This is a genomic window from Hymenobacter aranciens (assembly GCF_030580865.1).
Lineage (GTDB): Bacteria > Bacteroidota > Bacteroidia > Cytophagales > Hymenobacteraceae > Hymenobacter > Hymenobacter aranciens.
Genome location: NZ_JAUQSY010000016.1, coordinates 143,761 through 156,080, shown reverse-complemented (window position 1 = coordinate 156,080; position 12,320 = coordinate 143,761). Strand labels below are relative to the sequence as shown.

Below are 12,320 nucleotides of genomic sequence, written 5' to 3'. Positions count from 1 at the left end.
CACCTGGACCAGCACCAACAACGTGAACCAGGTAGTGGAAGGCGCCACCACGTCGGTGATTCAATTCCCGAACGTGGGCTACTTCGACGGCGAGTACACGGCCGGCGAATCGACGGTATTCGGGCCGGTGACGGCCTACTATAGCATCCGCAGCGGCAACTGGGAAGACACCAACCCGGCCACTACGCCCTGGAGCACGGTGAGCCACAGCGGCGCGGCGGCTACCACCACGCCCGGCGCCGGCAACCCGGTGTTCATCGGCGATGCGGCGACTAACCTGACGCACGTAGTAACCGTGACGACCAACAACGCCGTATCGGGCAGCCTGCAGATTGACAAGGGCGCCACGCTCGACGTGCAAACCCTGACCGGCCACAACTTCGGCTCGCTGCCGGATGCCGTGGTGGGCGGCTCGGGCCGGCTGCGGATTTCGTCGGCCACCGGCACGGCGCAGTTCCCGGGCGGTGATTTCGGCGGCTTCCTCTCGGCTACGGGCGGCACGGTGGAGTACTACACCAGCGGCAGCCAGGACTTTACTATTCCTTTGACTTCGTTTACGGGCCAGAGCCTGGGCACTTACCGCAACCTGTGGCTGAACCCGGGTGCGGGCCAGCTTATCACCCTGCCGGCCCGCGACCTACGCATGTACAACCGCCTGCGGGTGGGTAATCTGGCCGGCTTCACCGGCCTGGCGCTACTGAGCAGCGGCACCAACGGCAACCTGACCGTGGACAGCCTGCTGAGCGTGGAGCGCGGCACCTTCCGCTACCCCAACGGCACGTTGCGCAGCATCATCGCCAACCGCGGCGTGCAGGTGAACAGCGGCGCCACCTTCGACGCCAACGGCGTTGGGGCGGCCGTGGCCAACACCCTGCGCATTACCAACGACCTGCTGAACAACGGCACGGTGGACTTCAACAACACCGGCAAAACGGTGGCCGTGACCTTTACGGGCGCCGCCAATGCCGCCCTCACCGGCACCAACGGCAGCGCCACCACCACCCTGGCCACGATGACCGTGGACAAAGGCACCAACCAAACCCCGGTGCTGACCGTGGACGTGGCCGGCACCCTGACCACGCCCACCAACAGCTGGCTGACCCTGACCCGCGGCACCCTGCGCTACGCCAAGCCCGGCTCGACGCTGACCATCCACGACGCGGCCTCGGCCTACAACATCCCCGAAGCCGCCGCCCTGACCGTGGACGCCAGCGCGGCCGTGGTGACCGTGGCCACGGGCAACGACGTGAACTCGGACCTGATGCTGGGCGGCCGCCTGAACGTGCTGAACGGCACCATCAACGTGGGCGACCCCAGCCTGACGGCCGCCACCGCCGGCAACGACATCGAGTATGCCAGCGCGGGCTTCCCGACCATCACCGTGACCAACGGCACGTTGCGCGTGAACGGCCAGGTGCGTCGCAACAACTCCAACACCGCCGGCTCGCTGCACTTCGACCAGAGCGGCGGCCTGGTGGACATTTACGGCCTCGCCGCTACCGGCACCGGCAACCAGCGCGGCTTATTTGAGGTGCTGAACGTGGGCAGCATCTTCCGCCAGAGCGGCGGTACGCTGGCTTTGCACCGCTCGAACGGCAACCCGACCGTGGTGGCCGACCTGTACCTCGTACCCGACTCGACCAGCGTAACCGGCGGCGTGGTAGCCCTGGGCACGGCAGGCTCAACCCTGGGCGACGTGACGGTGAACGTGGACAGCACCGTGCCGCTCTACGACCTGCGCGTGGAGCCCAGCACCACCGGCAACGTAAACACCGGCCGCCTCGTGGCCGACGCCCTGACCCTGAAAGGCAGCCTGAGCATCAGCAACGACTTCGCGGTCTTCAACGCCAACGGCCTGGGCCTGAACATTGCCCAGAACCTGAACAACGGCAACTCCTCGACCAGCACCAGCCTGACGGGCGGCGGCTTCCGCCCCGGCGTGGCTACCCAGACGACCACCTTCACTGGCGGCATCGTGAACCAGCAGCTCACCGGCACCGGCGTGGCGGGCACCAACCTGACCGTTTTCGGCAACTTGGTGCTCAACAACGCCCAGACTGCCGGCAACCTGACTCTGCAAGCCAACCGCAACGTGCGCGTGGGCGGCGTGCTGACCCTGACCCGCGGCACCCTGGCCGACAACGGCCAGACCATTACGGCCCTCGGCGACGTGCTGAACTCGGCCACCCACGCCAGCACCGGCAGCGGCGCCATCGTGCTGGGTATCGGCGGCACTTCGCTGCTCAACCAGAACGTGGGCGGCAACGGCACCGGCAAATTCGGCAACCTGACGCTGAACAACGCCAACGGCGCCACGGCCACCGCCAACCAGGAGGTGACCGGCGTGCTGACCCTGACGGCGGGCGTCTTCACCATCGGCTCGCAGCTGCTGTACCTCAGCAATACCGCCAACGGCGCCATCGTGGGGGCCAGCTCGACGCGCTACATCCGCACCAACGGCATCGTGGCCGACCTCGGCCTGCGTAAGGCTTACCCCAGCGGCGCCGGCGACTTCACCTTCCCGGTGGGCGTGGCGGCCAAGTACACCCCGGCCCGCTTCAACGTGACGGCCAACACGGCGGCCGGCGCCATCACGGTGCGGCCCATCAACACGGCCCACCCCTCCACCACCGACCCGGCCAACACCGAGCTGAACTACTACTGGAAAGTAAGCCGCACCGGCTTCAGCGGCCTCACCGTGACGCACACCTACACCTACCTCGTGGGCGACGTGCAGGGCACCGAGAGCAGCTACGTGACCGGCCGCTTCCTGAACACCGCCTGGACGCCGGTGGGCGGCACCTCGGGCACCGTGAACGCCACGGCCCACACCCTCACCCTGACGGGCGTGAACTACCTCAGCGGCGACTACACCGGCGGCTACACCGCCGAGTTCGGCATCGTGCCCACCTTCTACAGCCGCACGGCCACGGCCGGCCTGCCGGGCGGGGCCAACTGGGACCTGGCGTCGTCGTGGACGCTCAACGCGGATGGCTCGGACGCCCCGATTGCGCTGCCCAGCACTTTCCCCACGGCCGCTAACCCGACCGTGATTCTGCCCGGCCACCAGATTAACGCCAACGGCAGCAGCCGCGGCACGGCCCAGCTGGAGCTGAACGGCATCCTGGACCTGGGCGCCGGCGCGGCCAACAACTTCAACACCGTGACCGGCACCGGCACGCTGCGCATCGGCTCGGCGCTGTTTCCGGCTGGCAACTACGCGGCTTTCGTGGCCAGCACCGGCGGCACCGTGGACTACTCGGCCGCCGTGCTGCTGCCGGCCCGCGATACCTATAACAACCTGCTACTGTCGGGCGGCAACTCAAAAACCCTGAGCAACCTCGACCTGACCATCAACGGCCAGCTGACGGTGACGGCGGGCACGGCAGCCACCAACATCACCAGCCAGAACCTGACCCTGACCTCCGGCACGCTGGGCTTCGTGAACAACGGCACCTTCGTGCTCAACGATGGTAACCTGAGCATTGCGGCCGGGCTGAACAACACCGGCAGCCTGAACCTGGGCCGCGGCACGGTGGGCATCGGCACCACGCTGAGCAACACCGGCACGCTGCTGGCCAATACCGGCGCCATCACGGTGAGCGGCAGCCTGAGCAACGGCCCGGGCGGCACCTTCTCGGCTACCGACGCCCCCATCGCGGTGGGCACCAGCTTCAGCAACACCGGCACCTTCAACGGCGGCACGGCCACGCTGAGCAGCGGCACCACCTTCACCAACGGCAGCGGCGGCACCTTCGTGGCGGGCACCGGCGACATCATCGCCGGCACCACCTTCACCAATGCGGGCACCTACACCGCCGCCACCAACCTGCTGCGCGTGAACGGCAACTACGTCAACTCCGGCACCTTCAATGCCGGGGCCAGCAGCACGCTCGACATCTACAGCAGCTTCACCAACTCCGGCACCTTTAATGCCGGCACCAGCCTGGTGCGCTTCCTGTCGGGGGCATCCTCCACCGTGAACGGCGCCACTACCTTCTACAACCTGCAGAAGCTGGGCACCGGCGCCCGCACCATCAACGCCGATATGACGGTGACCAACATCCTGACGCTGCAAAACGGCTTCTTTATCACGGGCCCGAACACGATTTTCCTGACCAATACCGCCACGCAGCCCATCGTGGGCACCAGCTCTACGGCCTACGTGCAGGGCCGCCTGGCCATCAGCTTCCCCAACACGGCCAGCATGGGCCGCGAATTCCCGGTGGGCGCCAACAGCCAGTACCGCCCCGTCACCATTCGCCAGGAGGCTACGGGCTCGAATCCGGTGGTGCTGGTGGAGGTGATTCCGGTGCAGCCCACGGGCAGCATCGACCCCTCGCTGTCGAACCTTTCGCGGGCCCGCTACTACCGCGTGTTCCTACTCGCGGGCACTATTGGCAGCCCCACGGTGCAGCTCAGCTTCAACACCGAGGGCCTGCTGGATGAGTTCGTGAACGTGCCCGGCAACCTGCGCATTGCCCGCAGCACCGCCGCCACCGGCCCCTGGACCAACGAAGGCGGCTCGGGTGTGTACTCGCCGGCTTTCCCGCGCGGCTACGCCGTGTCGGGCGCCACCAGCATCACCAATAACTCGCTCTTCACCCTGGCCTCGACCAATAGCGTGGACAACCCCCTGCCCGTGGAGCTGACCCGCTTCACGGCCACGGCCCAGGCCAGCAGCGTGGCCACCGCCTGGAGCACCGCCAGCGAGAAAAACAGCGCCTACTTCGAGGTCGAGCGCTCGGCCGACGGCCGCACGTTCACGCCCATCGGCCGGGTGGAAGCCGCCGGCTTCAGCTCGACGCCGCGCAGCTACTCGCTACGCGATGCCCAGCCCCTGCCCGGCCTGAGCTACTACCGCCTACGCCTCGTGGATGCCGATGCTACCTTCAGCTACTCGCCGGTGGTGGCGGTGCGCTTCACCGGTAAGGCCGATGCGCCCACCGTGGTGGCCTACCCCAACCCCAGCCAGGGCTCCGGCTTCCGCCTGGCGGCTACCAACCTGCCCGCCGGCCGCGCCACGGTGCTGCTGACGGATGCCTTCGGCCGCCGCGTGGGCCAGCAGGTGGTGGACTTCACCGCCGCCGATGTAGCCGTGCCGCTGGCCCAGCCCCTGCCCGCCGGCCTCTACGTGCTGACGGTGCAAACCAGCGCCGGCAGCTTCGTGCAGAAGCTGGTGGTGGAGTAAACGGGTTCAGTTGCTTGATTTGAAAAGCGCCCGGGCAGTTTGCCCGGGCGCTTTTTTTATTGGCTGCTCCCAGCACGTAATGGGGTTTGCTAAACACGTAATGGGCTTTACTAAAGAGGTGTTAAAAACGGACAGCTAAACCACTGGCAACCTACCAACAAACCTGTCATTTTGGCCCTTTTTGGCGTGTTTGAGAATAGGTAGAATTACCGATGCGCACCCCCTATTGCAAATGGTAGCTTTGCCCCGTACTTTTTCTCACCATCTCACCCCAAACCCCTTACCACCATGCCCAAAACCAAGCTCAAGCTCTTCGGCCGCAAGTTTCAGAACTGGCTGCTGTTCCTCGTCGTGTCGCGGCAGGATTTGAAGTCCATCCTCGGCTACACCCTGCAGGCGCTGCTGAACGACGGCGACCTGTGGCAGAAGAAAATCGACATTATCCAGCCGCTCTACGACGACTTCGACGCCGGCCTCACCGGCAAGGCGGGGGCCCTGGCCGGGCAGGGCCAGCAAACGCTGCTGGCCGAAACGGCCTACCGCCTCGTGAAGCAGTTTATGAAAAACGCCTACAAGGTGAACTTTGCCTCGCTGGAAGTAAAAGCCCCGGATGTGTTCAAGCTGTTTTTCCCGCAGGGGCGCACGCAGTTTTCCAGCGCCTCGCGCCGGGAGCTGGGCACCATCTTCGGCACCTTCGTGGAAACCCTGACGGCGAACAAAGGCAAGGTGCCCGAGGGCGCGGCCCTGCTGGCCGATGCCAACGCGCTGCTGGAAGGGTTTAAAACCGCCCGCCAGACGCAGGACAAACGCAAGAAGCAGGTGAAAACCGCCGGCACCGACCTGGTCAAAGACGAAACGGATGTGCTGGTGGAGCTCTTCGGCGTGTATGCCGCCCTGCTGGCCCACTACTACAAAACCCCGGAGCGCGTGGCCGACTACTTCGACTTCTCGGTGCTGCCGCCCTCCTACCATAAGTCCGACGCCGACGACGCGGAAACACCTTCGGAAAGCCAGCCGGTCTGAAAAACGTTTTTCAGGCACCTTCGAAAAGCTACGACGTCTGAAAAACGTTTTTCAGACACCCTGGCAATTCGAAGGTGCCTGAAAAACGTTTTACAAGGTACTTCAAAAAGCCAGGGGCTCTGAAAAACGTTTTTCAGAGCCCCTGGCTTTTTGAAGGTGTCTGAAAAATGTAAATCCTATATAAGGCCAGCCCCGGGCGGCTCCGCATGGCGGGGCCGCCCGGAGTGCGTTTGGGGCAGGTCGGGAACGGGCTTTGTAGGGACCGGATAAGTGAAATGCCCGCTACTGCCGCGCTCCTGCGGCCGACGCCGCCGGCCGAGCCGCCCCGTAACGCGGCGGCCCTGCTATCTTGCCGGCTCACCCGCATGTATTCCCTGATGGCTTCCCTCCTCGCCCAGTTTGAGCACCTGCTCACGCAACTAGCTACGAATCCCCGCATCGAATTACTGGAAGAGAAGTTCAGCTATGTGCCTAATCCCGCGCTTGAGTTAGCCGATGCGGCCGCCTTTCAGTTGAGCAAATATGGCTTTGTAGTGCCGGAAGCAGGGTGGGAGTTGTTTTTCAGCATGTACGGCGAGGGCATGGACATTGCCTGGGTAAGCCACCCGGACCCCAGCCACCCGGCCCTGGCCGACCCGCTCGTGGGCAGCCTCAACATGGTGACCATCGGCATGAGCGTCAGCCACCGAAAGTACCGGCTGCAGATGGACGTGCCCGAGCCGGGCGCCGAACACGCCAGCTACTTCGACAACAGCGGCCACCAGGACACGGTGCTGCCCACCATGCTGCTCTACGACCGCGCCCAGCGCCAGCTGCTGGGCCTCTACGCCTTCCTGCGCCCCGAGCTGGTGAAGCTCGACCTCGACCTGGCCCAGTACGCCGCCGCCGCCCTGGCCTGGCACGGCGCCTACGGCTGGCAGCTGCTCTACTGCGACCTGGAGGAGTTCGAGGGCCTGCCGCTATACCTGCGCCGGGAGGTGTACCGCCTCAAAGACGCCCTGCCCCGCCTGTTTCCCGACGCCGACTGGTCCATCATCGAAGCCAAGCGGGCGTACTTCGACACCGAGTTGGCCGCCTGAGCGGCGCCCTGATAACCCTGCTTCTTCCCCCCACCCCCGTACCCCTCATGGAAAACTTTTCTCTGCAGATGCAGGAATACATCGGCCGGCTGGCCGCTAATCCCCGGATAGAGTTGTGCTACCGGGAATCGGATTATAATGCCCAGCCGGCAAGCTGGCTTGCCCGACTAGCAGCATTCTTTGAGGAAGAATATGGCTTTGCCATCCCGCCCGACGACTGGGGGCTGTTTTCGCTGGACGAGATTATTCACGTCATCTGGACGCACAAACCGGGGCTCGAACTGCCGGGCGGCTACGACTATTTCGACGGTAGCATTGACCTGAACGCCATTGGAGCCACTGTGCGCGACCCAGGCAACAAGCTGCAAATGAGTGCCTATGACCCGTTGAAGGAATACGCCCGGTATTTCGACATGGCCTCGCCGCTGGACACGGGCATCCCGACGATGCTGCTCTACGACGAAGCCGCGCGCGCGTACAAGGGGCTGGCCGTGTTCCTGCGCCCCGAAATCGTGCCCATCGAACTCACGCCCGGCGAGTACGTGCGCAAAGCCCTGGCCTGGCACGGGGCCCGCAACTGGCAGCTGCTCTACTGCTCGCTCGAGGACTTCAAGCGTCTGGATATGGTTGACCGCCGCCAGGTGTACGATTTGCCCCGGCTGCTGCCCTTCCTGTTTCCCGACGACGACTGGTCCATTATCGACACCAGGCGGGCGTATTTCGATACCGAGCACGACGCCTGAAGGACTGGCTGCGGAACCCAATTCCGCAAGCGCAGCAGTCGCGCACAAAAGTGCCCTCCTGTAGCCGGGAGGGCACTTTTTTGTAGCGGTTGGGGGCTAAGTATCCGTTGACGCGGCGGGCGCGCCGAAAAAAACTCAGCTTGCCTATCGTACGAATACGATAAGAGTATTACCTTTGCCATCGTAAACATACGATAAGCCCTGCCCCATGGCCCACGCCAAACGTTCCGAATTCACCGAGGCCGAGCAGCAGCTGGCGGCCGTGGCCAAGGCCCTGAGCCACCCGGCGCGGGTGGCCATTGTGCGGCTGCTGGCCGCCCGCAACGCCTGCGTGTGCGGCGAGCTGGTGAGCGAGCTGCCCTTGTCGCAGAGCACCGTGTCGCAGCACCTCAAGGAGCTCAGGGCGGCCGGGCTGGTGCAGGGCGAAATCAGCGGGCCGCGCACCTGCTACTGCTTGGCCCCGGCGGGCTGGGAGCTGGCCCGGCGGCTGTGGGGCGAGCTGCTGGCCGCCCTGCCGCCTGAGGCTTCTTCCTGTGATTGTTAGTTTCTCTTCTTCTTTTCCCTCCTTCCCCATGACCATTGCCGAACTGAAAACCGCCCTGCCCACACTCGACGCCGTGAACTTCCGCCTGCCCGACGGCACGTACCTGCCCGCGCACTTCCACGTCACGGAGGTAGGGCTGGTCAATAAGCACTTCATCGACTGCGGCGGCACCGAGCGCCGCGAAACCGCCGCCAACTTCCAGCTCTGGGAGGCCGGCGACTACGACCACCGCCTGGCCCCGCAGAAGTTCCTGCACATCCTGCGGCTGTCGGAGAAAATCCTGGGGCCGGATGAGAGCCTGCCCATCGAAGTGGAGTACCAGCAGGCCACCATCGGCAAGTTCGGGCTCGATTTCGACGGGCGCGACTTCGTGCTTACCCTCAAGCAAACCGCCTGCCTGGCCTCGGATGCCTGCGGCATCCCGGCCGTGGCGCTGCCGCAATTGCCGGTGCTGGCCTGCGCGCCGGGCGGCGGGTGCTGCTAGGCGTTCCAGACCATTCCGACGGCCATGACCATTGCCTTTTTCTCCGACATTCACGGCAACCTGCCGGCCCTGCACGCCGTGCTGGCCGACCTCGACCAGCGCCGGCCCGACATGGTATTCTGCCTCGGCGACCTGGTGGGCTACGCGCCCTGGCCTAACGAGGTGGTTAATGAAATCCGCCGCCGCGGCATCCCCACCCTGGCCGGCAACTACGACCAGGGCATCGGCCTCGCCTCGTCGGATTGCGGCTGCGCCTACCAGACCGACGCCGACAAAGCCCTGGGCGCCCAAAGCATTGCCTTCACCAACCAGGTCATCGGCCCCGAGGAGCGCCGCTACCTGCGCCTGCTGCCCAAGCACCTGCGCCTCGACTTTCAGGACGAGCCCTGCACGCTGAGCCTATTGATGGTACACGGCTCGCCGCGCCGCATTAACCAGTATTTGTTTGAAGACTTCCCCGAAGGCAGCTTCAACCGCCTGCTGGCCGAGGCCGGGGCCGACGTGCTGCTCTTCGGCCACACCCACAAGCCCTACCACCGCGCCTTGCCTTACCAGACGGCAACCGGCGAAACCCGCTACCGCCACGCCCTCAACCTGGGCTCCGTGGGCAAGCCCAAGGACGGCGACCCGCGCGCCGCCTACCTCCTGCTGCACCTCGACGAAAACACCACCCTCGCCGACCCGCACAGCCTGCGCGCCGAGCTGGTGCGCGTGCCCTACGACGTGGAGCAGGCCGCCCGCGCCGTGGAGGCCTCGCCCCTGCCCAACGAATACGCCGACATGCTCCGCCGTGCCTACTAAGCCCCTGCCAGCGCCGCCCGCCCCCGCCGCGCTGGCTGCCCGCCGGCTCTCGGCCCTCGACCGCGGCCTCACGCTGTGGATATTTTTGGCCATGGCGCTGGGCGTGGCCCTGGGCTACTTCGTGCCCCGCGTGAGCGAGGCGGTCAACTACTTCACCGTGGGCAGCGTGAACGTGCCGCTGGCCTTGGGCCTTATCGTGATGATGTACCCGCCGCTGGCCCGGGTGAAGTATGAGCAGCTACCGGCCGTGTTCCGGCAAAAGCGGCTCATCGGCCTCTCGCTGCTGCTCAACTGGGTAGTGGGGCCGCTGCTGATGTTTGGGCTGGCGGCCTGGCTGCTGCCCCGGCACCCCGCCTACTTCACCGGCCTGTTGCTGATTGGGCTGGCCCGCTGCATTGCCATGGTGCTGGTGTGGAACGACCTGGCCGACGGCAGCCGCGAGTACGCCGCCGGGCTGGTGGCGCTCAACTCCATCTTCCAGCTGCTCTTCTACCCGGTGCTGGCCTGGTTGCTGCTCACGGTGCTGCCGCCGCTGCTGGGCCTGCGCGGCACCACCGTAGCCGTGGGCATGGCCGACGTGGCGCCGAGCGTGGCGCTGTACCTGGGGCTGCCGTTGGCGGCGGGCTTTGCGTCGCGCTGGGGCCTGCGCCGCTGGCGCGGCGCGGCCTGGTACGAACAGGTGTTTCTGCCGGCCATCGGGCCACTCACGCTGGTGGCCTTGCTGTTTACCATCGTCGTTATGTTCAGCTTGCAGGGGCAAAACCTGGTGCGCATTCCGCTGGATGTGCTGCGCATTGCCCTGCCGCTGGGCTTGTATTTCGGGCTGATGTTTTTCCTGAGCTTCGGGCTAGGCAAGTGGCTGGGCGCGCCCTACGCCGAAAACACCGCCCTGGCCTTCACCGCTACCGGCAACAACTTCGAGCTGGCCATTGCCGTGGCCATCGGAGTATTCGGGCTGCACTCGGGGCAGGCCTTTGCGGGCGTGGTGGGCCCGCTCATCGAAGTGCCGGCCCTTATCTTATTAGTGAATGCCGCCCGCTGGCTGCGCCGCCGGCTGTACGCTGTTTCCTAATTCTCTCCTCTTTATGGAAATCCAACCCCTGCTCCCCGCCCACTGGCCCGCCGTGCGCGCCATCTACGAAGAAGGCATTGCCACCGGCCTGGCCACCTTCGAAACCACCGCCCCCGCCTGGGAAGCCTGGGACCAGGCCCACCTGCCCCACTGCCGCCTGGTGGCCACCGCAGCCGATGGCCAGGTGCTGGGCTGGGCCGCCCTCACGCCCGTGTCGGGCCGTTGCGTGTATGCCGGCGTGGCCGAGGTGAGCGTGTACGTGGCCGCCGCCGCCCGGGGGCAGGGCGTGGGCCGGCAGCTGCTGGCCGCCCTGGTCGAGGCCTCCGAGCAGCAGGGCCTCTGGACCTTGCAGGCCGGCATCTTCGAAAACAACGACGCCAGCCTGCGCCTGCATGCCGCCGAGGGCTTCCGTACGGTAGGCCGGCGCGAGCGCATCGGGCAGCTGCGCGGCGAGTGGCGCAACACGGTGCTGCTGGAGCGGCGCAGTGCGGTGGTGGGGGCGGTGTAGTAAGTATGGCTGGCGCTGCTGTACTCGCTGCGCATCGTGAGTAGCGCGGGCACCGTGGTGCGGCGGCTGGCGGTAGAGTAGCAGCCCGCTGCGAGAAATATAGCAAAAGCGGCCCCGCTACGGGGCCGCTTTTTATTTGTTGTTACTTCGGGTAAAATATTCCGGGAATCTCCGCGTCTGCGCAGTCAGTTTAGGAATTCCGAATGACCCTGTCCCTCCCCCACCCCCTTACGCCCCCGATGAGCACGGCCCAGCAAGACCGTCAGATTGCCGAAGCCGTGCGGCAGCAGCGGCCCCGGCTGCTGCAGTTCATCCGCCGGCGCATCCCCGACGAAGCCGAGGCCGAAGACCTGCTGCAGGACGTCTTCGCCGAGCTCGTCGAAAGCTACCGCCTGCTCAAGCCCGTGGAGCAGGCCGCGGCCTGGCTCTTCCGCGTGGCCCGCAACCGCATCACCGACCTCTACCGCCGCAAGCGCCCCGTGAGCCTCGAAGAAGCCTTCGGCAGCGCCGAGGCCAACGACGACGGCGAGGGCCTTATGCTGGCCGACCTGCTGCCCGCCGCCACCGACTCGCCCGAAAACCGCCTGCTGCGTGAAACCCTCATGGAAGCCCTCAGCGAAGCCCTGGCTGAGCTGCCCGCCAACCAGCGCGAGGTATTCGTGTGGCACGAGCTGGAGGATAAGTCCTTCAACGACATGGTGGCCGAAACGGGGGTACCGCTCAAAACGCTTATTTCGCGCAAGCATTACGCGGTGAAGCACCTTAGAAAAAGGTTGCAGACATTGTATGATGAGCTGTTTACGGAGTAGGTGTTAGGTGTTAGGTGTTAGGTGTTAGGTGTTAGGTGTTAGGTGTTAGGTGTTAGGTAGCGTACG

10 protein-coding genes are annotated in these 12,320 nt (G+C 65.5%); all 10 read left to right on the top strand.

Annotated elements, in window-relative coordinates; all coding sequences use genetic code 11:
• The first annotated feature begins 4,048 nt into the window (after positions 1–4,048).
• The 10 genes from Q5H93_RS24260 (at position 4,049) to Q5H93_RS20410 (ending at position 12,254) form a co-directional block, all read left to right on the top strand.
• Positions 4,049–5,191 (top strand): T9SS type A sorting domain-containing protein, encoded by a 1,143-nt coding sequence (locus tag Q5H93_RS24260; RefSeq protein ID WP_369811078.1) that lies wholly within the window; start codon positions 4,049–4,051, stop codon positions 5,189–5,191.
• A 288-nt stretch (positions 5,192–5,479) separates the two neighbouring features.
• Complete coding sequence (locus Q5H93_RS20450) at positions 5,480–6,214, top strand: hypothetical protein (RefSeq protein ID WP_305008551.1); 735 nt, start codon at positions 5,480–5,482, stop codon at positions 6,212–6,214.
• Positions 6,215–6,591: 377 nt separating this feature from the next.
• The gene (locus Q5H93_RS20445) at positions 6,592–7,293 is read left to right on the top strand and encodes a hypothetical protein (RefSeq protein ID WP_305008550.1); all 702 of its coding nucleotides are present in this window, start codon (positions 6,592–6,594) and stop codon (positions 7,291–7,293) included.
• A 47-nt stretch (positions 7,294–7,340) separates the two neighbouring features.
• Positions 7,341–8,036 (top strand): hypothetical protein, encoded by a 696-nt coding sequence (locus tag Q5H93_RS20440; RefSeq protein WP_305008549.1) that lies wholly within the window; start codon positions 7,341–7,343, stop codon positions 8,034–8,036.
• Between the two features lie 208 nt (positions 8,037–8,244).
• Positions 8,245–8,580 (top strand): ArsR/SmtB family transcription factor, encoded by a 336-nt coding sequence (locus tag Q5H93_RS20435; RefSeq protein ID WP_305008548.1) that lies wholly within the window; start codon positions 8,245–8,247, stop codon positions 8,578–8,580.
• Positions 8,581–8,608: 28 nt separating this feature from the next.
• On the top strand, positions 8,609–9,064 hold the full coding sequence (locus Q5H93_RS20430) for a DUF6428 family protein (protein WP_305008547.1): 456 nt from the start codon (positions 8,609–8,611) through the stop codon (positions 9,062–9,064).
• A 24-nt stretch (positions 9,065–9,088) separates the two neighbouring features.
• Positions 9,089–9,865, top strand: coding sequence for a metallophosphoesterase family protein (locus tag Q5H93_RS20425; protein WP_305008546.1), 777 nt, complete (start codon positions 9,089–9,091; stop codon positions 9,863–9,865).
• A complete protein-coding gene (gene arsB / locus Q5H93_RS20420; protein WP_305008544.1) occupies positions 9,855–10,937 on the top strand; it encodes an ACR3 family arsenite efflux transporter in 1,083 nt (360 codons plus the stop codon). Before Q5H93_RS20425 ends, arsB begins: the two co-directional genes overlap by 11 nt.
• A gap of 13 nt (positions 10,938–10,950) precedes the next feature.
• Complete coding sequence (locus Q5H93_RS20415; RefSeq protein ID WP_305008543.1) at positions 10,951–11,445, top strand: GNAT family N-acetyltransferase; 495 nt, start codon at positions 10,951–10,953, stop codon at positions 11,443–11,445.
• A gap of 203 nt (positions 11,446–11,648) precedes the next feature.
• Positions 11,649–12,254, top strand: coding sequence for an RNA polymerase sigma factor (locus tag Q5H93_RS20410; protein ID WP_305008542.1), 606 nt, complete (start codon positions 11,649–11,651; stop codon positions 12,252–12,254).
• Positions 12,255–12,320 lie beyond the last annotated feature (66 nt).

Bases quoted from the DNA above. Each gene is read 5' to 3' on its own strand.
- Q5H93_RS20445 (WP_305008550.1), top strand. From the start codon at position 6,592: ATGGCTTCCCTCCTCGCCCAGTTTGAGCACCTGCTCACGCAACTAGCT.
- Q5H93_RS20425 (WP_305008546.1), top strand. From the start codon at position 9,089: ATGACCATTGCCTTTTTCTCCGACATTCACGGCAACCTGCCGGCCCTG.
- Q5H93_RS20440 (WP_305008549.1), top strand. From the start codon at position 7,341: ATGGAAAACTTTTCTCTGCAGATGCAGGAATACATCGGCCGGCTGGCC.
- Q5H93_RS20435 (WP_305008548.1), top strand. From the start codon at position 8,245: ATGGCCCACGCCAAACGTTCCGAATTCACCGAGGCCGAGCAGCAGCTG.
- Q5H93_RS20410 (WP_305008542.1), top strand. From the start codon at position 11,649: ATGACCCTGTCCCTCCCCCACCCCCTTACGCCCCCGATGAGCACGGCC.
- Q5H93_RS24260 (WP_369811078.1), top strand. From the start codon at position 4,049: ATGACGGTGACCAACATCCTGACGCTGCAAAACGGCTTCTTTATCACG.
- Q5H93_RS20450 (WP_305008551.1), top strand. From the start codon at position 5,480: ATGCCCAAAACCAAGCTCAAGCTCTTCGGCCGCAAGTTTCAGAACTGG.
- Q5H93_RS20430 (WP_305008547.1), top strand. From the start codon at position 8,609: ATGACCATTGCCGAACTGAAAACCGCCCTGCCCACACTCGACGCCGTG.
- Q5H93_RS20415 (WP_305008543.1), top strand. From the start codon at position 10,951: ATGGAAATCCAACCCCTGCTCCCCGCCCACTGGCCCGCCGTGCGCGCC.